This is a genomic window from Pseudomonas sp. HLT2-19-2, from assembly GCF_054898005.1.
On sequence record NZ_CM142712.1, the window covers coordinates 2,272,629 to 2,294,948 of the forward strand.

Here is a 22,320-nt window from a genome sequence, read left to right on the forward strand (position 1 = left end):
AAAGGCTGGGGTTTTTTATGAGCGAAACAAAAGCAGGGCGGGTTACCCGTCGCCTGAGTATTTACCGTGCGACTTTTCCCTGTAAATGACAGTCAGTAGACCTGTAACTGTTTCAAGACACTAATCGATACTCCGCTAAGCATCGATCTGTTGCACAATACGCCCCGGACCGTTTTCCTCAGGATGTTCAATGTTTAAATCATTTCCCATGCGTGTTGCCGGGCTTGCGTTGGTGCTGGCCGCCGCGTCCGGCTGCTCGTCGAAGAAAGCCCCTATCTATGAGCATGAGAACTTCGATGACTCCGGAACGTTTTCGCGCAGCTACCCGGTGACTGATACGCAGACGTGCGAAGCCGCCCGTCGGGCGTTGCTCAGCCAAGGCTACATCATCACCAGCGCCGACCCGAAACTGGTCAGCGGACACAAAAGCTTCCAGCAGACCGGCGAGAGCCACTTGGAGATCAGCTTCAGTGTGGTCTGTGCCGATGATGGCAGTGAGGGGCTTCACGCGACCATGTTCGCCAACGCCCTGCAGGACCGTTATGCGCTGAAGAAGACCAACAACTCCGCCAGCGTTGGTGTGGGCGTGTTGGGTTCAGTGTCGATGCCGATTGGCTCGTCCGACGACTCGATGGTCAAGGTTGCCAGCGAAACCGTATCGTCGCCCAAGTTCTACGAGCGTTTCTTCACCCTGGTCGAGTTGTTCCTGCCGCCGGAAGCGAAAAAGGCCGCGCACATCAAGGAGAAGCCGAAACCTGATCTCGGCGTGCCTGAAGCCAAGGCCGCACCGGCTCCATTGGCGCCGCCTGCGGTAGAACCTGCGCCGGCACCTGCCGAAGCTGCTCCAGCAGCCTCCGAGCCGGTTGCACCGCCGCCCGAAACCGCTCCGATCGCTCCGGCCGAGAACTCCGAACCGGCACCGGCCACGGAAACAGTCACTCCGCCGCCGGAATCAAGCCTGCCTCCACCCACCGAGCCTATTTCGGCCAATCCTGCTTCAGGCCAGTAATCGGATTCTGGCGCTGCGGGATCGAGTCAAACGACATCGATTGCGCAGCGACTTTCAAGTTTGATCCACGTCAACTCAGACCGTAGTCCTACGGTCTGTATCGAAAAAATCCTGTGATAAATTCCTGACGGCCTGCTACGTTTTATTAAGTAGCCGCTGAGCGGCGTGCCTGCGTCATTTTTCTTTCACGTGGGCGCTTTACGCTCGGGGTGCTGGACATTTATTCAGGCGTTTTTTTCAAACAGTTGGGGGATTAAAAATGGACGATTATCAAGAAGAACTGCTCGAGTATCAGGCGTTTGAATTGGATCCGCTGGAACCGGCCGAAGACGCTACCGAGCTATAAGCGTCAAGCGGATTGGCGATGACTGCGGCGAAACTCGCCGGGTGTCTGGCCGCTCCAGCGTTTGAAGGCCCGTTGAAACGCTTCGGCTGAGGCAAAGCCCAGCAGGTAGGCGATTTCTCCGAACGCCAGTTCGGTATCGCGGATGTAGGTCATGGCCAGGTCGCGACGTGTGTCGTTGAGAATCGCGCGAAATTGCGTGCCTTCCTCGGCAAGTTTGCGGCGCAAGGTCCAGGTTGGCAGCTTCAGGCGTGCCGCCACTTCTTCCAGGTCGGGTTCCCGGCCACCATTGAGTAACGGCCCCAGCAACTGAGTGATACGTTCACGCAGGCTGCGGGTGCGTGTCAGTTGCTCCAGCTCCCGTTCACACAGTTGCAGCAGGTGTCGCCAAGTGCTTGGGCAATGTTCCGGGTTACGCTGTGCGAGGCTGGCAAGGCTCAAGCGCAGTTGATTGTGCTCGCCGCCAAACTGGATCGGGCAGTCACCCAGCACCTCATAAGCCCTGCGGTAATCCGGTTCATCAAACTCGATCTCGATGCGTTCGGCCCGCAACGGTGCAGGGCTTATGCTGGACAATTGCTGCAACCAGCCAGCGATGATCGAATCCACCACGAAGCGGTTGTAGGCGTTGTAAGGGCTGATGGAATAGAACCGCAGCCAGGCGCCTTGGGCGTCTTCGTGAAAGCTCGATTGACCGCGATAGTTGGAGCCATATAAGGCTTCGAAGCGAATCAGGCAGCGCGCGGCTTCTCGCACTGTTGGCGCCTGGGCGGCGGTGACCCCGGCCAGGCCGGCTTGGCTCAGGCGACTGAGTTGGCCCATGCGTAAACCAAGTGCCGGGTTGTCGGTCAGTTGAATGGCGCTGTGGCCCAGGCGCATGTAGCGCGGGATCGAGAGCCGGGCGCCTGCTTCGCTCAGGCGAGCCGCGTCGAGGCCGTATTGTTCGAGCAGCGTCTGAGGGTCTACACCGTGGCTGCGCACGGCGTCGGCCAGGCTATGAACAAAGCCCACCGACAGATCGCCGAGCCGCATCGGCAACGGTTTCATTGGTTACAACCAGAGGTTCAGCAAGCGCGCGCCACGGGCATTGCCGTCGGCGAACTGCTGCCCGTTGCTGCTGAGAAAACTTTGACCGGCGCTGCCCTGATCCCAGAATTGACCGCGCAGGAACACGCTCATGCCGGCGATTGCCTGGCTGCTGGGTGGTTGAGTGGTGAGTGTCAGACGATGCCAGGCCTGGCCTTCGCTGAGCTCCCCGGCCTTGAGACTGACGGAGCCAGGCGTCAACAGCCCCTTGTAGCCACGCCACGGTTTGTCCCAGGTGCCGCGCCCGATCACAAACGCCGGGACCGCGACGAACTTCGCACCCTGGCTGTCGAGCTTGCGGTAATTGTCCGGGTACCAGCTGTCGCTGCCGATCAGAACACCCAAGCGTCCGGCCGGGGTGTCGACGACGTTGAGCGTATGCTCGCCATTGGCCGCGATGACTTCATGCTCATCGAAAATCGGATGCATCTGACGCTGGGGCTGGCCGATCGGCAGGCCATCGGCGCCGAACACCACGGTGCTGTTGTACAACGCGCCGCGGCCGATTTTCAGGGTGCCGTCGATGACACTAGGCTCGGGCAGCACGATGGAGCCCGCCACCAGGGTCACGTGGAATTCTTTCGCCAGACCGCCAAACAGTGCCTGGTAGTCCTTGGCCATGCCTTTGGCCTTCATGCGCAAGTGTGCGTCGTCCAGACGGCTGTCGCCCTTGGCGCTGATTAGCGCGCGGAGGAACTTCAAGGGATTGCTCACCGCCAGCCAGTTCATGGCTTCCTTGAGCGTGGTTGCTTGGTACAGCTCATCTTTCTCGCCGCTGACCATCAACCAGGTGCCGACATGTTCGGGCAGTACAACGATGGTTTTTTCATTCAGCAGGCCCTGGTCCTGGGCCTTCTGCAAATAGGCCGCCAGCTTGCGGTGCAGGCGCTCGGGGCTTTGGTAGTCGGTGGGAAACAGCTCGGGCTGGATGCCCAGCAAGTTGCCGCGATCAGCAGGCGTGCCTTGGTCGACCGCAAGATTGATCCGCAGGTCCGACAGGTAATGACCCACCGGACGGTCCGCGGCCCACATGGCGTAGGTCGTGAGGGCGGCGATCAACGCCATGGAAAAGGTCAGGTACAGAAGTTTGCGCATGGGGAAACAGTCTACGGCCGTGTGCAGGGTTCGCGACTAGGGTAGGGCGCATGCCGGCACTTGCCAAGGGGCGCTGCACATTTGGATCAATAAGTTGTCAGTTACGGTCATTGAGTGACGGCGGCGCGACTCTTAGTCTGTCCAATATGACTGACGGGGGCCGTAGAGCTCCTGCACTTTTTCCGTGATCGCTCGATGTGGAGTTACCGATGGCCGCCGCTCATTACCCGCACCTGTTGGCCCCGCTGGACCTGGGTTTTACCACGCTGCGCAACCGTACCCTGATGGGTTCGATGCACACCGGTCTTGAGGAAAAGCCCGGCGGTTTCGAGCGCATGGCGGCGTACTTCGCCGAACGTGCCCGTGGCGGCGTTGGCCTGATGGTCACCGGTGGTATTGGCCCGAACGATGAGGGCGGCGTGTACTCCGGCGCGGCCAAACTGACCACTGAGGCGGAAGCGCTCAAGCACCAGATCGTCACCCGCGCGGTGCACGAGGCGGGCGGCAAGATCTGCATGCAGATTCTTCACGCCGGTCGTTATGCCTATAGCCCGAAACAAGTCGCGCCGAGCGCCATTCAGGCGCCGATCAACCCGTTCAAGCCAAAAGAGTTGGACGAAGAAGGCATCGAGAAACAGATCAGCGATTTCGTCACCTGTTCGACCCTGGCGCAACAGGCCGAGTACGACGGCGTCGAGATCATGGGCTCTGAAGGTTATTTCATTAACCAGTTCCTCGCCGCCCACACCAACCACCGTACTGACCGCTGGGGTGGCAGCTATGAAAACCGTATGCGCCTGCCGGTGGAAATCGTCCGTCGGGTGCGTGAAGCTGTAGGCCCGAATTTCATTATTATCTTCCGCCTGTCGATGCTCGATTTGGTGGAAGGCGGCAGCAGTTGGGAAGAAATCGTCCAGCTGGCGAAGGCCGTCGAACAGGCCGGTGCCACGATCATCAACACCGGCATCGGCTGGCACGAAGCGCGGATCCCGACCATCGCCACCAAAGTGCCGCGCGGCGCGTTCAGCAAAGTCACGGCCAAGCTGCGTGGCTCGGTGAGCATTCCGCTGATCACCACCAACCGCATCAATACCCCGGAAGTCGCCGAGCAGATTCTGGCCGAAGGCGATGCCGACATGGTCTCCATGGCGCGGCCGTTCCTCGCCGACCCGGACTTCGTCAACAAGGCAGCGGCCGGCCGTGGCGATGAAATCAACACCTGCATCGGTTGCAACCAGGCGTGCCTGGATCACACCTTCGGCGGCAAGTTGACCAGTTGTCTGGTGAACCCGCGCGCCTGCCATGAAACCGAACTCAATTACCTGCCAGTGCAACAGATCAAGAAAATCGCTGTGGTCGGTGCCGGTCCTGCGGGGCTGTCCGCGGCTACCGTGGCCGCCGAGCGCGGCCATCAGGTGACGCTGTTTGATTCGGCCAGCGAAATTGGCGGCCAGTTCAACATCGCCAAGCGCGTGCCAGGCAAGGAAGAGTTCTTTGAAACCCTGCGCTACTTCAGCCGCAAATTGCAAACCACTAACGTCGAGCTGTGCCTGAACACCCGCGTTGATGTGGAAAAACTGGTTGAGGGCGGTTTCGACGAGATCATCCTGGCTACCGGTATTGCCCCAAGAACTCCGGCGATTCCGGGCGTCGACAATGCCAAGGTGTTGAGCTACCTGGATGTGATCCTCGAGCGTAAACCGGTGGGCAAACGTGTCGCCGTGATCGGTGCGGGCGGTATCGGTTTTGATGTGTCGGAGTTCCTGGTGCATCAGGGCGTGGCCACCAGTCTGGACCGTGAGGCGTTCTGGAAGGAGTGGGGCATCGATACGCATCTGGAAGCGCGCGGCGGTGTCGCCGGCATCAAGGCTGAACCCCATGCACCGGCTCGTGAAGTGTTCCTGCTGCAACGCAAGAAATCCAAGGTCGGCGACGGCCTGGGCAAGACCACCGGCTGGATTCACCGTACCGGTTTGAAGAACAAGCAGGTGCAGATGCTCAACAGCGTCGAGTACCTGAAGATCGACGACGAAGGTTTGCACATCCGCATCGGCGAAACCGGTGAGCCGCAAGTGCTGCCGGTGGACAACATCGTGATCTGCGCCGGGCAGGATCCGCTGCGCGAATTGCAGGAGGGTCTGGTAGCGGCCGGGCAGAACGTGCATTTGATTGGCGGCGCGGATGTGGCGGCGGAATTGGATGCGAAGCGGGCGATCAACCAAGGGTCGCGTCTGGCTGCTGAACTCTAAAACTCACACATTCTGTAGCAGCTGGCGCAGCCTGCGCCAGCTGCTACAAGGTTTGCGTTGGCTGATAGACTGGCGTCTTTTTCGCCTGCGCAGAGCCGATGCTTTCTCCTCCAGCCAACTGGCTACCTAAGCCCCTGCTCGAACCCCTCCTTCTTGGCTGGCTGACCAATGCCGGCATCGAAGTCGCGACCCTGCGCCTCGACCAGATCGATCCACTGATCAGCGGCAACAAATGGTTCAAACTCATTGAACACCTGAAATCCGCTGACCTGATCGGTGCCAAAGGCATCATCAGTCTCGGCGGTGCCCACTCCAATCATCTGCATGCACTGGCCGCCGCGGGCAAACGTTTCGGTTTCACCACCGCTGGCCTGCTGCGTGGACATCCACAAGAAACGCCGACGGTGAAGGACTTGCAGGCGTTCGGTATGCAGCTGCATTGGCTGGGCTATGGCGGTTATCGAGCGCGGCACGAACCGGGTTTCTGGCAACCCTGGCAGGCGCAGTATCCCGATCTGCATCCAGTGCCGGAAGGTGGCGGCGGTTTGCAGGGAGCAAAGGGCTGCCTGCAGATGAGGACAATGGTCAGTGAGCAGCTGAACGGTCTGGGCTGGAACGACTACGACGGCTGGTGGCTGGCCTGCGGAACGGGCACGACCCTGGCCGGTCTGGTGCTGGCCGAGGCCGGCGAACACCCGGTGTATGGCGCGTTGGCCGTGCCCGACGATCATGGGGTTGCGCAGCAGGTCGAATCGATTGTGCGAGAGGCGGGTTTACAGGATCGCGCCTATGAATTGTTCGACGCCAGCCGTGGTGGCTTTGCCAAAGTCGATCCGCTGTTACTCGAATTCATCGATCAGACCGAACAGGCCAGCGGCATTCCCCTCGAACCGCTGTACACCGGCAAAGCACTGTTGGCGCTCAAGCAGCACGTCGAAGCGGGAAAGTTTGCTCGTGGGACACGCCTGATCTTCATCCACACCGGCGGTTTGCAGGGCCGCCGGGGTTTCCAGTGAGCGGCCGAATTTAGCCGCGCTTGGGCATCATCCGCAGCATGGTGTTATCGCGCACCACATAGTGGTGATAAATCCCCGCCAAGGCATGCAGGCCGATCAGCCAATAGCCGATAGTGCCACCGAGTTCATGCCAGCCCTGGATCTGCTTGGCCAACGCCTTGTCTTCCGCGATCAGCAACGGCAGGTCAAAGCCGTAGAACATCACTTGATGGCCTTTGGCACTGGTGACCAGCCAGCCCAGAATCGGCATGGCGATCATGAAAATGTACAGCGCCCAGTGCATCAATTTGGCTAGCACGGTCTGCCACTGAGGCGAGGCCGGGAAAATTTGCGGGGCCGGGCCCAGGCTGCGAGCAAACAGCCGCAGCCAGACCAATACAAATACCGTCAAGCCCAGCATAAAGTGCGATTCGGTGATCAGCGTCCGGCCGCCACTGCCTTTTGGAAAGATCCCGCGAAATTCGATACAAGCGTAAACCAGCGCCAGCAGGACCAGCATCAACCAATGCAGCGCGATCGATACAGTGCTGTAGCGTGAGTCGGAATTCTTCCAGGGCATACGGTGTTCCTCATGATTCAGGCTTGAGCTGTCGTTCTTGTGCGACGTCATGTTCTAACTGTAATCCTGTTTTGCCGAGTCCGCCTAGGCCGTTCCGTTTATTTCGGGGGTAAGCGGGTTTTTTATGAAAGTCTGGTTTCTTCGGTAGTTGATAAACGATTGGTTAGTTTGGATGTAGAGGGGCGTGATCATGTCTTGCATTGGTTGTTGTTTTGCAATTTTCGTTGCTCTCTATATTCTGCTGTTACGTCCTTTCGTTGTTTAAGTTGAACAAGGGCGGATTTAATTTAAAGTTATTATTGAAAAGATCTCACTGGAGAAAGTTATGAAAGGATTCAATATTGCCAAGTCGCAACAGCGTGGCCTCGCCAAAAAAATGATGGCCGTTAAACCTCCTGCCCCGAAACCTAAGCCGACCCCTAAACCGACGCCTAAACCCGATCCGAAGCCGACCCCTAAACCGACGCCCAAGCCGACACCCAAACCTGCACCGAAGCCGGTGCCAAAACCCGAGGCGCCGAAACCGGCTCCGAGGCCCACCCCGAAACCAACGCCCAAGCCGAACCCGCGGCCGCCAATGCCTTGGCCGACATTTAATGTCACCGTCGATCCGTTAGGTTGGTACAACTTGCTGGCTACGCCCGGTCGAATCCACAACGCGGACGGCTCCAGCCTGCTGCCGGACGGCAGTCTGGTGAGTGCGGATGAGCAGTCGGTCAAACGCCCTGACGGCGTTGTGCAATATGCTGACGGCAGGGTGGGTCACCCGGATGGAAGTATTGAATGGCCGGACGGTACTGTTGAATACCTGGATGGACGTATTGTCTGGGCTGATGGCACTGAACGATTTGCGGATGGCAGTACCCGATATCCCGACGGCGTGATTGTTGATGCCGACGGTAATCAAATTAACTAAGTGTTGTTGTGTTGGCTATGAATGGGGTTGTCATTGAACGCCCGAAAGAAGTTCGGTGCTTCCCCTATTACCTATCATGCCGCGATGTCCTGGGACATCGCGGCATCTTATGTTCTAGAAGTTTTGTGGCATTTCACCATTGGCCAGGCGCTTATTGATATCAGCGATCACTTCCGGCAAATCGGTGATGGTGTCAATCATGTAGTGCGGCCGCGAGCCTTCGAACATTGCATGGATGCGTTTACGTTCGCTGGCCAGTTTGTCGCTGCCCAGGGCCTGATAACCTTCGTAGTCCAGGCCCAGCGCGTTGCCCGAACAGATCAGCGCCACGGTCCACATGCCGGCACGGCGACCTTCGAGAATGCCCGGCACGGTGTCGTCGATCTTCACGCAGGCCGCGACATCATCGATGCCGAGGGCGATCACGTTGGCCAGCGCCTGGGCCGGCCATGGACGACCGTTAGGCACTTCGTCGGTGGCGACCACATGATCGGCGATGTAGCCGTTGGTGGCGGCCAGCTCGACAACCTTGTCCATGACCTGTTTCGGGTAACCGGAGCATGAACCGATTTTGATCCCTTGCTGGCGCAGGTTGGCGATGGTGTCCAGCGCGCCGGGAATCAGTGCCGAGTGCTCGGCGATTTTCTCGATTTGCAGTGGCATAAAGCGTTTGTAGATGGCAGTGACGTCGTCATCGGTCGGCGTACGGCCGAACACCGCGCGATAACGCTCGGCGACTTGCGGCTGATCGCACAGGGTGCGGATGTGGTCCCACTTGCCCATGCCCATCGGCCCGCGGGCTTCTTCGATGGAAACCTGGACATCGAACTCGGCGAAAGCTTCGACAAAAATCTGCGTCGGCGCGAAGGAGCCGAAGTCGACCACGGTGCCGGCCCAGTCGAGGATGGCCGCTTGGAGTTTGGTTGGGTTGCTGTAGTTCATTTTTTGATAATCCTGTGGGAATGGGGGCAATCAGATTTCCAGCACTTCCATCTCGCGCAGTACTTCGGCGACCGCCGCCACGGCCGCGTGCATCTCGGCTTGGTTGACGTGGCCGATGCAGCCGACGCGGAAGGTTTCGACCTGGGTCAACTTGCCAGGGTAGAGAATGAAACCCTTGGCCTTGACGCGTTCGTAGAACTCTTTGAACTGGTAGCGCGGATCTTTCGGCGCATGGAAGGTGACGATGATCGGCGCCTGAATGGCGGCGGGCAGGAAGCTGCGCAGTCCGAGCTTGGCCATGTCATCAAGCAGCACTTGGCAGTTGTTGGCGTAGCGTTGATGCCGGGCGGGTAAACCACCTTCTTCGTTGTATTGCAGCAGGGCTTCGTGCAGCGCGGCGACCACATGGGTCGGCGGGGTGAAGCGCCATTGACCGGTCTTGGCCATGTAGGTGTGCTGGTCAAAAAGGTCCATCGCCAGCGAGTGCGAGTTGCCGGCGGCATTCGCTAGCGCTTCTTTGCGAGCGAAGACGAAACCCATTCCCGGTACGCCTTCCAGGCATTTGCCCGAGGCGGCGACGAGCGCGTCGAACGGCACCTGTTGCGCGTCGATCGGCAGGGCACCAAAGGAGCTCATGGCGTCGATGATCAGGCGTTTGCCGTGTTGCGCGATGACGTGGGCGATGTCCGGCAGCGGGTTGAGGATGCCGGTGCTGGTTTCGCAATGAATCAGCGCGACGTGGGTGATGCTGGCATCGGCGCGCAGCAGGCGGTCGACGTCGGCGGCGGTGGTCGGTTCGTCTTCGGCAGTTTCAAAGGTGCTGAAGGAGCGGCCGAGCACTTCGCAGATTTTCGCCAGGCGTTTGCCGTAGGCGCCGTTGATCAGCACCAGCACGTTGCCATCGCGTGGCACCAGCGTGCCGATCGCCGCTTCGACCGCGAACGTGCCGCTGCCTTGCAGGGGCACGCAGTGGTGGCTGTCGCCGCCGTTGATGATTGCCAGCAGTTGCTCGCAGAGGCTGGCGGTCAGTTGATTGAAACGATCATCCCATGAACCCCAGTCGACCATCATCGCCTGGCGGGTGCGGGCCGATGTGGTCAATGGACCGGGGGTGAGCAGGATGGGCTCGGCAGTACTCATTCTCGTGTCCTCGCAATCGATGGGATGAAGCTACGGGGCTTAAATTGCAATTTGCCGTGCTATCAATCAAATTGTTTATTGTTATGCCAACCATCAGTGAGAGTTATTCATGAACCTGTTTCAGCTCCGCGCATTCGACGCCGTGGCCCGTGAGGGCAGCTTCACCCGGGCCGCTGCGCGATTGTTCATCAGCCAACCGGCGGTCACCGGCCACATCAAGGCGCTGGAAGAGCACTACCAGATCACCTTGTTGCGGCGCACGGCACGACGAGTGGAATTGACGGAGGAGGGCACCCAACTGGCCGCGATCACCCGGGCGATGTTCGGTCTGGCCGAAGAAGCGCAGGTGATGCTGGAAGCGAACCGGCAGTTGCTGACCGGGCGTTTGGAAGTGGCGGCGGACGGGCCGCACATGGTCATGCCGATGCTTGCCAGCCTGCGCGCGCGGTATCCCGGAATTACCGTGAACCTGCGGCTGGGCAATGCTCAGGAAACCCTGGCGGCGTTACTGTCGGAGCATGCCGACGTGGCGGTGCTGACCGAAGTCGAACCGCGCAAGGGCTTGCATCTGCAAGGCTTAAGCGAGTCACGAATGTGTGCGTTGGTGCCTGAGGGGCATCCGTGGGCGCGGATGTCGAAGGGCGTGCCGCTCAAGGCGCTGGATCAGGTGATCATGGTGTTGCGCGAGCCGAGCTCGATCACCCGGCGCACTTTCGACGAAGCCTGCGCGACGGCGTTGGTCAATCCACGGGTGTTGCTGGAGCTGGACAGTCGCGAGGCGGTGACCGAAGCCGTCGCCGCAGATTTGGGGGTTGGCGTGGTGTCGTCGGTGGAAGTCAGCCACGACCCGAGGGTGGTGGCGGTGCCGATTATTGGCGAAGGGTTGCTCAATCGGCACATGATTGGCTGCATGGATCGGCGGCGGGGTTTGCGCTTGATTCAGGCTTTTTTTGATTTGGCGCCATCCAGTTGAACCGCGGCGCGAAGGGGCCGGGCCTGCCTACACAAGACTCTCGCGAACCATCTCCAGAAACGTCGCCACCACCCGCCGCGAACTCTGCTCGCGCAAGCACACCAGTGTCTCGGTCAGCCGCCGTTTGCAATCGGTAATCGGCAACGCGCAAACCCTCGAATCCGCACCGAACTCGGCGGCTGATACAACACCGACACCTATCCCCACGACCACCGCTTCACGCGCTGCTTCCCGACCTTCAACCTGAATCGCCGGGCGGATACGAAACCCGGCTCGGGCCATTTCTTCTTCCAGCGTCTGGCGCGTCACCGAGCCGATTTCCCGCAGCACCAAAGGCGTGTCGTCCAGGTCCGCGAGGCAAATCGATTCACGGTCGGCCCACGGATGATGGCGGGAAACGAATGCCACCATCGGGTCATTGCGCAGCGGCAACGAAATTAATCGTTCGTCACTGACTTCACGCCCCAACAATGCCAGATCGGCCTGTTAGTTGAACAACCGAAACAGCGATTCATCGGTGTTACCGGTTTCGATTTTCACGCTGATGCCGGGATAGCGTTCGCAGAACCGGGCGATCTGCGGCAGCACGTGCACCGGCGCATCAACGGCAAGAATCAGGCTGCCGGTCTGCAGTGCTTGGGACTCCTGAAGCAACTCTTGAGCCTCGGCCTCGATGATGCTCGGCAAGGGCGGCAACACCTTCGCTTACGGCGGGCGAATGTTGCCGGTGTTCGATCAGCCGTCGCCCTATGCCGGTTTGTTGCGGCACAGCCTGAGCGAGTTCTTTCCGGCGTTTGCCGAGGTCAACGTCGAGGCGACCTGGAACGGTCCGTCTGATCGCTCCGTCACCGGTTTGCCGTTCTTCGGCCAGATGAGTGCCAGCGGCAATGTGTTTTACGGTTTCGGATACTCCGGCAGCGGGGTCGGCCCGTGTCATATGGGCGGGCAGATTCTCGCCTCGATGGTCCAGGGACTGGACAACGCCTGGACCCGTTCGCCGCTGGTCAACGGCCCCTTGGGCTTCTTTCCGCCGGAACCGATTCGTTACCTCGGCTCACTGATGGTGCGCAACGCCATCCGCCGCGAGGAGCGCGCCGAAGATAACGGGTGCCGACCACGGCACCTGGATGTGCGTCTGGCGAAGTTCGCGGCGGCGGCAGGCAAGGCCGACAAGGGATGAGTGTCAGGGGGCGAGGTCCGAGCGATTGACCAGCCAATCAAGCAGCAAGTGGCTATCGCCGCGTAGCTCGGGAGCAGGCCTGGTGCGCGGGTGATGGCCCATACCGACGCACAGCACCGGCCGGTCTGGGTCGCTGTCGAGAAAACTGATGAGTACATCACTGCCGGCCCTTGGCAGTCTGGACGGGTCAATCCGACCGTCCGGCGCTGCGAGGGCCACGGGTAGCCAGATACCGGCAGATTCATCCGGACCCGGTTCCGCTGTTGGCCACAGTCTGACCTGTATTCGTCCTCGCGCATCCATCACAGCTGGCTGTCCGGCAGGGCCAAGCACCCGCGCCGGCTGATAGCCCGGGATGCTCGGCCTCGTCTGTTTGAGCGCCGGCCTGAAGACCGTTGACCAGGGAATGGCGGTGAACTGATTGCGGTAATGGCGGACAGTCACGGATTTGTCGGCGGCAAGAATCGAAGGCTGTTGCCCCTGATGTCGGGTTTCGGTGAGCAGCCATTGATCGTTGAAACTCGACAGTGGATGCGCTGACACTTGGACAATCCGTGCGCTGCGCAACGCGCTGTGGTTGCTTTGGCCGTGGATTTGCACGTGCTGGCAACGCAGACGCTCCAATTGTCGTCGGCTCAAATGATCGCGATGGCGGTGCTCGGGAGCGGGAAGGGCCATCACCGGCAATGGTCGGATGAAAGCGTGGTTGGCCGCTCCCTCGTCGGCGATCTGCGAGCCACGGTTTCTGGCCTCCAGTCGCGAGGGCGAGGGCGGCGAGTCATGGCGCTGGAACAACTCACTGATCACCGGTAAGTCACTTTTGTCGGACGCGTTGCCCTGGAAAGGCGTAAGGACCGGTTCCTGGGGGAAACTCAGGCTGTCATCGGCGAGGACCAGCACATGCCCGTCGCGCTGATGTTCGAAGTGATAATGAATGCCTTCTTCTTCGCACAGCCGTTGCAGCAATGCCAGATCGCTCTCCTCGTACTGAATGCAAAAAGGCCGGACGGGATAGTGTCCGTTGGATAATTCGAAGCGATAGCTCCCCTCCGGCACATCATGTTCCTCCAACAGTTGGCGCAGGATCATCGGTACGCTGAGGCGATGAAAGACGCGCCGTGAACGCTGCCGGTCGAGCCTCTGAAGGTAGGGCACCAGCACCAGTTTGTAGTCGACCCGGTGTGGGCCGCGATGCTCGCGACTGGCACTGTGAAGTACGCCGTGAATACCCTGGCCATCCATCAGGCTGAGGAAAGCCGGTTGTTGCAGCAATCGGTCGAGGTTCATGGCCGGTGCCAGGCCGATTACTTCGATGTCGAATCGATAGGGCTGGTTGAGGGCTTCTCGGCCACTGAACTGCAACACCTGCAAACTCAAATCGCCGTCGAGGAGTGTCAGGGTGAAGGGACTTTCCTTGTCGTTGTGCATCGAACGCGCTTCTGCCATGGGATAAGGGCGCAGAGGGTACGAAACCACAGCCCTTTATGGTCACCGCAAATCGAAGTTTCAGAATCGCCCTACAACTGCCGGTGAAGATGTCGATTCACCATGCCGGTGAACAGCGTGGATTTTTTGGTCGATTGCCAACTTTAGGCCGTATAAACTTGCGCAAAGCGTCGGCCAATAGATGTCTCGGCGCCACAGATAAGAGAGTGAGTAATGGGCGCACAGTGGAAGGTTAAACACAAAGAAGCGGCGTCTAACGCCAAGGGCAAGATCTTCGGCAAATTGGTGAAGGAAATCACCATTGCTGCCCGTAACGGTGCCGATGTCGCGACCAACGCGCACCTGCGTCTGGTGGTCGAACAGGCGAAAAAGGCTTCGATGCCCCGCGAGACCCTGGAACGCGCGATCAAGAAAGGCTCCGGCCAGCTCGGCGAAACCGTGCAATACCATCGCGTGACTTATGAAGGCTTCGCACCGCATCAGGTGCCGCTGATCGTCGAATGCGTGACCGACAACATTAATCGCACCGTCGCTGAAATCCGCGTCGCGTTCCGCAAAGGCCAATTGGGCGCTTCCGGCTCGGTGACCTGGGACTTCAACCATGTGGGCATGATCGAGGCCTCGCCGGACAGCCCTGATGCCGATCCGGAAATGGCCGCCATCGAAGCCGGCGCCCAGGATTTTGAGCCGGGTGAAGAAGAGGGCACGACCCTGTTCCTGACCGAGCCTGCGGACCTGGATTCGGTACAGAAAGCCCTGCCCGAGCAAGGTTTCACCGTGCTGTCGGCCAAGTTGGGTTATCAGCCGAAAAACCCGGTCAGCGGTCTGAGCGATGAGCAGATGGTTGAAGTCGAAGCCTTCCTCGAAGGCCTCGATAACCACGATGACGTGCAGGACATGTTTGTCGGGTTGGCGGGTTAAACCGCTTCGAGCGTGTGATGACGTGTGGCGAGGCCCCTCGCCACAGGTTTGTATTGGCTTCCAGTGGTTGAGGCAAATACCGCAAGCGCCTGAATAATCTCGCTGAACCCCGGTCGCGTCAGCACATGCGGCTGACAGCAGCGCTGCTGCAACTGCTCCAGCTGCGCACGACCTTCATCGCTCAACCCCGAGTCGATCCGCTCCAACAATTCCCCCAACAAAATACCAAACGCTCGCACCTCGATCCGTTGCAGCGCACGGCTTTCAAGGCCGTCCGAGGTGGCATGGAAAGACGCCGCGCCAAAATCCCCCAGCAGGCAATCACCGTGCTCGTTCCACAAAATATTGTGGCCGTAGAGGTCGCCGTGGGTGATGCCATGTTGGTGCAAATGTTCGGCCGCCGAGGCGATGCCAGAGGCGATGCGCAATGCTACGCCGGCGCTGAACCGGGTGTCGTTGGCGTAAACGTCGCGGGTACATGACGCCAGGCTCGGCAGCCCGGACAGATTTCGATAGCTCGGATCGATCAGATGCATCACCAGCCCGGCCTGGGCTTCTGGATGCCCAACGACTCGCCCTTCAATCCGGATCAGGTTGGGGTGACAACCTGCGGTGATGCAGGCGTTCATTTCGTGCAACGGCGAGCCATCGCTGGTCATTTCGCCTTTGTAGAGTTTGACCGCGACCTGTGTGGCCGGTTGGCCCGGTCGATCCCACATTGCCCGATGAATCACCCCCGACGCGCCTTCGCCCAGTTGCTGCTCCAGACGCAGTTCAGACCAGGGAATGTGGGGCGTGGCTTCGAGGGCGGCCGCATCGGCTTCGGTCTCGAGCGGGTTACCGGCGTACGCCAGCCAGGTCAGACTCGGCAGGGACAGCAGCCACTCGGGCAACTCGGTCAACCGATTGGCGGCGATGCGGAACAGTTCGAGTCGATGGCAATGACGCAAGTTCTCCGGCAAACGTTGCAAGCGGTTGCCAGCAAGCATGAGTTTTTGCAGGTGCGGGCGCTCACCCAGCTCGGCGGGCAACTCAGTGATGCAGTTATCGGTGAGGATCAACCAGCGCAGCAACGGTGGCAGGGCGGCGCCTGGCACGCTCTCGATGCGGTTGGCCTTGAAGCCGACCATCGTCAGTGCGGCGCATTGGCCCAGGCAGTCGGGCAGTTCGGTGAACAGATTGTCCGAGCAAAACAGCACGCGCAAACGGGTCAGGCGGTGCAAGTCGTCCGGCAGGCTGCTCAAGGCATTGCTACTGAGGTTGAGGACTTCCAGCGAGTCCGCCAGGTCGAAGATTTCTCGCGGAAACTCGGTCAGGCCGCTGGAGAGGTCCAAGCGGGTGATGCCCGACAGTTGGCCGGCGCGCAGTTGGGCAAGGGTATCCATGAACAGATCCACTATTGATCGAGAGGAGGCGCGGGGGCCAGAGAAAGGGCGACATGATAGCCGGAAAAGTGTGGTGCCGGTCAGGCACGGTTTCCAGCGCATCGGGTTGATCGCGATGACTGAACATCCCTTGGTGAAGTTACGCAAAGAACTCATGAAAATGCAGGCGCTGTTTTTTCCGCGATAGAAATGGCCTGGAAAAACCCGTCGAGCAGCCAGCTCTTGCCGCGACCCACGGCGCCATGCAGGTAAAGGCCAGGGAGCATTTTGCTCCTGTGGAGAGTGGGCTTGCCTGTGGCGGCTGGAGTGTGCTGCGCCGGCCTTCGCAAATATTTGGGCAGGGTTGACCACGGTCAGAACTGCACCATCTGCCTGAGCATCTGCGCCGCCGGCCCTTACTCGGTACTGAGCAAGCGCCCGCTGACCGGTTTGAAACCTGCACCCGAAAGGTCCGGCAAGCGATTGGCCTGAGTGAAATAGCGGCCGAGCCAACCCGAACCCGCCGACGCTGATCGCGATCAGCAACACGGTGGCGCTGGCCAGCTGGCCAGATGGCGGCGCGATTGTCGTTTGAGGCGTTGGCGAATCAGCGCCGGGTCGAGGTCCGGATTGGCCGGTTGCTGCAGGGCGCCGCTCAATGCCGTGCGCATGTTGCTTAGTGTCTTGCTGCCAGGCGCGCACGTGTGCAGCCACTTTAGTGTTGCAGGCCAGAAAAGTCTCCACCAGACGTCGGTCGGTATCGCTGAGTTGATGGTCGACGTTGGCGTGCAGGTCACGCTCGCTTGGGGGCATGCTGATCATTTGAGTCTCCCCAGAGAAGGGCGGCGCTGCTGGGATTGCGCGGCAGCGACACGGCAAACCGGCGCAATCTGGGAATGATTTCTCTCAGTTGTTCGTCGATATCGTTCATGAAGTTCTGACTAGTCGCTACGCTGTGGACTAGGAAGACGCCCGGCATTTGAGGTTATTCCACGCCTGAAAAAATAAATACCGGGCGATGGAATAAACCGCCGTGGGGTTCGTCTGCTTGATCCTTCTCATTTGTGGCCGATGGCCCTGGAGTCTTTCATGGTAGATCGCTCATCACCGCCAACCCGGCCACCCTTGAGTGCCGCGAGCCTGATATTCCGTCTGGCTGGCATTGCCGTGGTGGTCGCTGCAGTGGCCGCGGCATTTGCCTACGTCAACGGCACCTTTGACCCACAGCGCCTGACGCCGAAAAAGCTGATCAATGTGCTGGAGACCAACAACGGGGTGCACCCGGGTTTCCGGCGTAATCATTCCAAAGGCGTGTGCGTCATCGGGCATTTCGAGAGCAGCGGTGAGGCGCGCAGTTATTCCAGTGCTCAGGTGTTCAACGAAGCGCGGACCCCGGTGGTCGGGCGTTTCGCCTTACCGGCCGGCAATCCTTATGCGCCGGACAACAGCGTGCCGATCCGCAGCCTAGCGTTGCGATTCACCCAGGCCAACGGCCAACAATGGCGCACCGGGATGAACAGCATGCCGGTGTTTCCGGTGGGCACGCCCGAGGCGTTCTACCAGTTGCAACAAGCCCAGTCGCCGGACCCGGCCACCGGCAAGCCGAACCCGGCTGCTGTGTCAGCGTTCTTCGGTTCGCATCCGGATGCGGCACCGTTCCTGGCCTGGGTCAAAACCGCCAAGCCGTCGGCCAGTTACGTGACGGAAACCTACAACAGCGTCAATGCGTTTTACCTGGTGAACGCTGCGGGACAACGGCAGGCGGTGCGCTGGAGCATGGTGCCGGTGGCTCAGGATGCAGCAGGTACCTCGGCGCCTGAAGGGGGCGATTTCCTCGAGAAAGACCTGGTTCAGCGTATTTCCGCAGGGCCGCTACGTTGGCAGTTGAACATCACGCTGGCCAACTCTGGTGACCCGGTCAACGACGCCAGCAAGGCTTGGCCCGACGGTCGCAAAGTGTTGAACGCCGGCACCCTGGTGCTCGAAAGCACTCAGCCGCAACTCAATGGCGAATGCCGTGACATCAACTACGACCCGCTGGTACTGCCCGCCGGTATCGAAGGTTCCAACGACCCGTTGCTCGCCGCTCGTTCCGCCGGTTACGCCACTTCCTACTTGCGCCGCACCAGCGAAGTCAGCCAGTTGCCCTCTGCCAATAAACAGGAGTCTCGTCAATGAGCGCTCAACCGAACCACTTCGCGCCTTTAGCGCGATTGCTGCACTGGCTGATGGCGCTGATGATCATTGCGATGCTGTTTATCGGCGCGGGCATGGCCGCTTCGGTGTCCGAGCGTCATCAGTGGCTGATTCATCTGCACAAACCCTTGGGCGTTGCGATTCTGCTGCTGGTGATCGTGCGTCTGGGCGTGCGTTTTTCCACTCAGCAGCCACCGCTGCCGGCGGATCTGCCAGGTTGGCAAGTGCTGGCGGCCAAGGCTTCACATGTTTTGTTGTATGCCTTGATGCTGGTCCTGCCGCTGCTGGGCTGGGCGATGATTTCGGCGGCGGGGGATCCGGTCATGCTCAGCAGCTCGTTGCAGTTGCCATCGATCCTGCCCGCGAATGCGCAGGTGTTTGCGTTCCTGCGCAAGGCTCACGGGTATTTGGCGTATCTGCTGTTTTTGACGGTGCTGCTGCATTTGGCGGCGGCGTTGTTTCACGGCTGGGTGCGTCGCGATGAGGTGCTGGACAGCATGTTGCGGGGGAAGGATCGCGGATGACCTATAGGCTGGCGAGGCACTGTGGCGAGGGGGCTTTTATGGACAGCGTTCGCCACCAATAGATCAACGCCACAGCATTGATGCCTGCGCCCAGCAGGCATACGCCGAGCCACCCGGCCCATGCGTACATCGCCGTCGAACCGATCGACCCCAAGGCGCTGCCAACTGAATAGAACAGCATGTAGCCGGCGGTGAGTCGGCTTTGGGCTTCGGGGCGCACGTTGTAGATCATGCTCTGGCTGGTGACATGCACGGCCTGCAAACCCAGATCCAAGGTAATCACGCCAAGCAGCAATGCCCACAATGAGGACTGGGTGAAGGCGATCGGCAGCCAGGAAACCAGCATCAACAAGAGTGACAACCCGCTGGTCCATTGCCCCAGGCCACGATCAGCCAGATGCCCGGCGCGAGCGGCGGCCAGTGCCCCGGCGGCACCTGCTAGTCCGAATAATCCGATTTGTGTGTGGGACAACGACAGCGGCGGTGCGCTCAGCGGCAGCACCATGGGCGTCCACAACACCATGGCGCTGGCGAAGGTCAGTAGCGCGAGCACCGCCCGCTGGCGTAGCACCGGTTCTTCCTTGAACAGCGTGAATACCGAGCCAAGTAAGGCGCCGTAGGAACGGGCGGGTTGCGCATCCTCGTGTTTGGGCAACACACGAAACAGCAGCAGCGCCATCACCAGCGTCAAACCTGCTGACAACAGATAAATCGAACGCCAACCGGCGAGGTCAGCCATGCCGCCGGCCACTGTCCGAGCGAGCAGAATGCCGACGACGATGCCGCTGGTGACCACACCGACCACGCGCCCTCGCTGCTCTGGGATGGCCAATGTCGCGGCGTAGGCCACCAATACTTGGGTCACGACAGCCAATAACCCGGTCAATGTCATGCCGATCAGCAGCCAGATGTTGTTAGGCGCCAGAGCGATCGTGAGCAAGGCCAGCGCCGACAGCACCGTTTGCGTAACGATCAGGTGCCGACGATTGAGCAAATCACCAAGCGGCACCAGCAACACCAAGCCTGCACCGTAACCGACTTGAGTCAGCGTGACGACGATGCCGATGGTGGCGGGGTCCATGGCGAAGGCCTCGGCCATGGCATCGAGCAGCGGTTGTGCGTAGTAAACATTGCCGACGGCCAAGCCGCAGGCGATGGCAAACAGCAGCACCACGGCGCCGCTCAATGGATGATCAGATTTCATGACAGGCTTCCTTTTGTGGTTTCAAATTGAAACCAGTTGTACGGTAAGGAAGCTGGTTTTATATTGCAACTACATTTGATTGAGGTGAGTGCGCTCATGGCTAAACGTACAAGCATGGAAGACGCCGAATGCCCGGTTGCCCGTTCATTGGATGCTATTGGCGATTGGTGGTCGTTGCTGATCGTGCGCGATGCATTTGACGGCATTCGCCGGTTCGGGGAGTTTCAGCGCAATTTGGGCATGGCCAAGAATATTTTATCTGCGCGGCTGCGTACCCTGGTGACCCACGGCATTTTCGACCTGGTGCCGGCGTCGGACGGCAGTGCGTATCAGGAATATGTGCTGACCGAAAAGGGCCAAGGCTTGTTCCCGTTGATCATCGGATTGCGCCAATGGGGCGAGGCGTTTTTCTATGAGGCAGGGGAGGCACACTCGCGGGTCGTTGACCGAGAGAACGGCCGACCCGTGCAGACGCTGGAGTTACGTGCCGAAGATGGGCGCTTGCTTGGACCTGAGGATTGCGTGCGGATCGCTGCCGAGTGAGGCAAGGCTGCATGCCGGGCATGCCGGGCATGCAGCCATCGCGCGTGATCAGCGCAGGGTATTGACCATGTCCGCGACGGTGGTCAGCACATCCTTGCCCAACTGCTTCGAGCGCTTGCCGGACCAGCCGGTTTCAGTGTTCGGATGGTCGTCGTGGTCTTTGAACGGCATTTCCAGGGTCAGCGACAGGCAGTCGAATTTCTCGCCGACGCTGTTGCACGCCAGGGTCATGTTGGCTTTGCCCGGCTCGTCGCGGGTGTAGCCGTGCTTGGTCTGGAAGTCCTTGGTCAGGTGCTTCAGATGGCTGCGGAAATGCTCTTCGAGTTTTTCGATCCGCGGCGTGTAGCCCGGGTTGCCTTCGCAACCGGCGGTGAACACGTAGGGGATTTCTTCATCGCCGTGGATGTCGAGGAACAGGTCCACGCCGTACTTTTCCATTTGCTGCTGAACGAACAGCACTTCCGGGCTGACTTCCTGGCTGGCGTTCTGCCAGGCGCGGTTCAGGTCCTGGCCCATGGCGTTGGTGCGCAAGTGACCGTGAAAAGCGCCATCCGGGTTCATGTTTGGCACCAGGTACAGGTCGGCGCTGGCCAGCAACTTGCTCAGTACAGGATCGTCGTGCTTTTCCAGACGTTCAATCACGCCTTCCATGAACCACTCGGCCATGTGTTCGCCGGGGTGTTGCTGGGCGATGATCCAGACCTTGCGTTGACCTTCGGCGCCCGTGCCTTTACGCAGCAGCTGGATGTCCCGACCTTCGACGCTCTTGCCGGTGGCCAGCAGTTCGGTGCCGGCCTTGGCCAGCGCCTGCTCGATCAACCAGTCATGGCGACCGCGGCTGTAGGGTTCGAAGTAAGCAAACCAGGCGTGGGTGGCGGTGGCTTCAAGGCTGAAGCGCAAGCAGTCACCTTCGAATATGGTTGGCACCCGGAACCAGTTGACGTGGTCGTAGGACGCGACCGCCTGATAACCATCCCAGGCTTTGTTGTACGAAGATTTGCTGGCATTGTTCAGGCGAAACCAGTGCTCCTGACCGACGTGCAGACCGCTGGCCTTGAAGTGGAACCACTGAAAGTGCTGGCTACGGGTGTCCGGCTTGATGGCCAGCAAGGCTTGCAACGGATTGCTGATATCCAGCACTTCAATGTTGCCACTGTCGAAGTTGGCACTGATGTCGAAAGAGGATTTAGCCACGGCCATAGTCAATTCCTGAATATGATTTTCATGGCTGCTACTTTACACGCTGGGAAGGGAAAAACCGGGGGAAATTCTGAGGTGAAGCGGGGGGCGTCCTCCTTGACGCCGACGAAGCTTAGAGACTGTGCGATTGATTCTCAAGCGCTGTTTTTAACTAGTTTGGGCCAATGATGCCGGGCTTCTATTGCCAACGGATATTCTTTTGATATCATCCGCGCCATCGAATTTGTAGCACCTAAAGACTTCATTAGCCTGAAGGTAAAGCCAGAATAACTGGCAAAAAAAAGACCCGGCAAAAAGCCGGGTCAAAAACCGTGATTAGCCTGATGAGGAGAGAGTCCAGGAGACCGACCTAAGGTCACTTGGACAATCGACTGATCTCGCGACCAGCTGCATGCAATAATAATCATTCTCGTT

General features: G+C 59.7%; 18 protein-coding genes and 5 pseudogenes. 10 read left to right on the forward strand and 13 right to left on the reverse strand.

The annotated features are described in order from the left end of the window. Positions 1-190 precede the first annotated feature (190 nt). A complete protein-coding gene (locus tag ACYZTU_RS10515) occupies positions 191-1,009 on the forward strand; it encodes a DUF2242 domain-containing protein (protein ID WP_461969948.1) in 819 nt (272 codons plus the stop codon). A 349-nt stretch (positions 1,010-1,358) separates the two neighbouring features. Here the strand turns inward: ACYZTU_RS10515 and ACYZTU_RS10520 are convergent, their stop codons facing one another. Both ACYZTU_RS10520 and ACYZTU_RS10525 read right to left on the reverse strand, forming a co-directional pair. After that, on the reverse strand, positions 1,359-2,399 hold the full coding sequence (locus tag ACYZTU_RS10520; protein WP_461969950.1) for an AraC family transcriptional regulator: 1,041 nt from the start codon (positions 2,397-2,399) through the stop codon (positions 1,359-1,361). Between the two features lie 3 nt (positions 2,400-2,402). Continuing rightward, positions 2,403-3,533, reverse strand: coding sequence for a carbon-nitrogen hydrolase family protein (locus ACYZTU_RS10525; RefSeq protein ID WP_461969951.1), 1,131 nt, complete (start codon positions 3,531-3,533; stop codon positions 2,403-2,405). A gap of 209 nt (positions 3,534-3,742) precedes the next feature. Between ACYZTU_RS10525 and ACYZTU_RS10530 the strand changes: the two genes are divergently transcribed. Then, a complete protein-coding gene (locus tag ACYZTU_RS10530; RefSeq protein ID WP_461969952.1) occupies positions 3,743-5,782 on the forward strand; it encodes an oxidoreductase in 2,040 nt (679 codons plus the stop codon). 98 nt (positions 5,783-5,880) lie between these two features. Next, a complete protein-coding gene (locus ACYZTU_RS10535) occupies positions 5,881-6,798 on the forward strand; it encodes a 1-aminocyclopropane-1-carboxylate deaminase/D-cysteine desulfhydrase (protein WP_461969954.1) in 918 nt (305 codons plus the stop codon). Positions 6,799-6,808: 10 nt separating this feature from the next. Here the strand turns inward: ACYZTU_RS10535 and ACYZTU_RS10540 are convergent, their stop codons facing one another. Further along, a complete protein-coding gene (locus tag ACYZTU_RS10540) occupies positions 6,809-7,357 on the reverse strand; it encodes a cytochrome b (RefSeq protein ID WP_461971004.1) in 549 nt (182 codons plus the stop codon). Positions 7,358-7,682: 325 nt separating this feature from the next. Here ACYZTU_RS10540 and ACYZTU_RS10545 point away from each other — a divergent pair, with 325 nt between their 5' ends. Then, a complete protein-coding gene (locus tag ACYZTU_RS10545; RefSeq protein ID WP_461969956.1) occupies positions 7,683-8,273 on the forward strand; it encodes a hypothetical protein in 591 nt (196 codons plus the stop codon). A gap of 114 nt (positions 8,274-8,387) precedes the next feature. Here the strand turns inward: ACYZTU_RS10545 and phnX are convergent, their stop codons facing one another. Then, a complete protein-coding gene (phnX, locus tag ACYZTU_RS10550) occupies positions 8,388-9,215 on the reverse strand; it encodes a phosphonoacetaldehyde hydrolase (RefSeq protein WP_461969958.1) in 828 nt (275 codons plus the stop codon). A gap of 30 nt (positions 9,216-9,245) precedes the next feature. Then, a complete protein-coding gene (locus tag ACYZTU_RS10555; protein ID WP_461969960.1) occupies positions 9,246-10,355 on the reverse strand; it encodes a 2-aminoethylphosphonate--pyruvate transaminase in 1,110 nt (369 codons plus the stop codon). 109 nt (positions 10,356-10,464) lie between these two features. On the opposite strand from ACYZTU_RS10555, the gene ACYZTU_RS10560 reads away from it, so the two are divergent. Beyond that, on the forward strand, positions 10,465-11,328 hold the full coding sequence (locus ACYZTU_RS10560; RefSeq protein WP_461969962.1) for a LysR substrate-binding domain-containing protein: 864 nt from the start codon (positions 10,465-10,467) through the stop codon (positions 11,326-11,328). Positions 11,329-11,355: 27 nt separating this feature from the next. On the opposite strand, the pseudogene ACYZTU_RS10565 reads toward ACYZTU_RS10560, so the two are convergent. Beyond that, positions 11,356-12,003, reverse strand: a pseudogene (locus ACYZTU_RS10565) (LysR substrate-binding domain-containing protein); the annotation flags it as partial. On the opposite strand from ACYZTU_RS10565, the pseudogene ACYZTU_RS10570 reads away from it, so the two are divergent. Next, positions 12,002-12,508 (forward strand): annotated as a pseudogene (locus ACYZTU_RS10570) (FAD-dependent oxidoreductase); the annotation flags it as partial. The pseudogenes ACYZTU_RS10565 and ACYZTU_RS10570 sit on opposite strands and share 2 nt — an antisense overlap. A gap of 3 nt (positions 12,509-12,511) precedes the next feature. Here ACYZTU_RS10570 and ACYZTU_RS10575 read toward each other — a convergent pair. Then, positions 12,512-13,936 (reverse strand): type VI secretion system Vgr family protein, encoded by a 1,425-nt coding sequence (locus ACYZTU_RS10575; RefSeq protein ID WP_461969964.1) that lies wholly within the window; start codon positions 13,934-13,936, stop codon positions 12,512-12,514. A gap of 231 nt (positions 13,937-14,167) precedes the next feature. Here ACYZTU_RS10575 and ACYZTU_RS10580 point away from each other — a divergent pair, with 231 nt between their 5' ends. Then, positions 14,168-14,875, forward strand: a complete 708-nt coding sequence (locus ACYZTU_RS10580; RefSeq protein WP_461969965.1) for a YebC/PmpR family DNA-binding transcriptional regulator — start codon at positions 14,168-14,170, stop codon at positions 14,873-14,875. Here the strand turns inward: ACYZTU_RS10580 and ACYZTU_RS10585 are convergent. The 4 genes and pseudogenes from ACYZTU_RS10585 to ACYZTU_RS10600 form a co-directional block, all read right to left on the reverse strand. Further along, positions 14,872-16,260 (reverse strand): leucine-rich repeat-containing protein kinase family protein, encoded by a 1,389-nt coding sequence (locus ACYZTU_RS10585; RefSeq protein ID WP_461969967.1) that lies wholly within the window; start codon positions 16,258-16,260, stop codon positions 14,872-14,874. The two genes, ACYZTU_RS10580 and ACYZTU_RS10585, sit on opposite strands and share 4 nt — an antisense overlap. Before the next feature lie 79 nt (positions 16,261-16,339). Further along, positions 16,340-16,529: pseudogene (gene zapE / locus ACYZTU_RS10590) on the reverse strand (AFG1/ZapE family ATPase); the annotation flags it as partial. Between the two features lie 129 nt (positions 16,530-16,658). Beyond that, a pseudogene (locus ACYZTU_RS10595) lies at positions 16,659-17,061 on the reverse strand (anti-sigma factor family protein); the annotation flags it as partial. A 22-nt stretch (positions 17,062-17,083) separates the two neighbouring features. Continuing rightward, positions 17,084-17,218 (reverse strand): annotated as a pseudogene (locus ACYZTU_RS10600) (RNA polymerase sigma factor); the annotation flags it as partial. A 110-nt stretch (positions 17,219-17,328) separates the two neighbouring features. On the opposite strand from ACYZTU_RS10600, the gene ACYZTU_RS10605 reads away from it, so the two are divergent. Together ACYZTU_RS10605 and ACYZTU_RS10610 are read left to right on the forward strand one after the other, a co-directional pair. Further along, positions 17,329-18,417: a catalase family peroxidase gene (locus ACYZTU_RS10605; protein WP_461969969.1), complete on the forward strand. Its 1,089-nt coding sequence runs from the start codon at positions 17,329-17,331 to the stop codon at positions 18,415-18,417. Further along, complete coding sequence (locus tag ACYZTU_RS10610) at positions 18,414-18,959, forward strand: cytochrome b (RefSeq protein WP_449645403.1); 546 nt, start codon at positions 18,414-18,416, stop codon at positions 18,957-18,959. The genes ACYZTU_RS10605 and ACYZTU_RS10610 overlap by 4 nt, the downstream gene beginning before the upstream one ends. 1 nt (position 18,960) lies before the next feature. Here the strand turns inward: ACYZTU_RS10610 and ACYZTU_RS10615 are convergent, their stop codons facing one another. Next, entirely contained in the window at positions 18,961-20,163 is a 1,203-nt protein-coding gene (locus tag ACYZTU_RS10615; protein WP_461969971.1) for an MFS transporter, read from the reverse strand. 96 nt (positions 20,164-20,259) lie between these two features. Between ACYZTU_RS10615 and ACYZTU_RS10620 the strand changes: the two genes are divergently transcribed. Then, complete coding sequence (locus ACYZTU_RS10620) at positions 20,260-20,706, forward strand: winged helix-turn-helix transcriptional regulator (RefSeq protein ID WP_461969973.1); 447 nt, start codon at positions 20,260-20,262, stop codon at positions 20,704-20,706. Between the two features lie 48 nt (positions 20,707-20,754). On the opposite strand, the gene ACYZTU_RS10625 is transcribed toward ACYZTU_RS10620, so the two are convergent. Further along, positions 20,755-21,906 carry a M14 family metallopeptidase gene (locus ACYZTU_RS10625; RefSeq protein WP_461969975.1) on the reverse strand — a complete coding sequence of 384 codons (1,152 nt, stop codon included), beginning with the start codon at positions 21,904-21,906 and terminating at the stop codon, positions 20,755-20,757. Between the last annotated feature and the right edge of the window lie 414 nt (positions 21,907-22,320).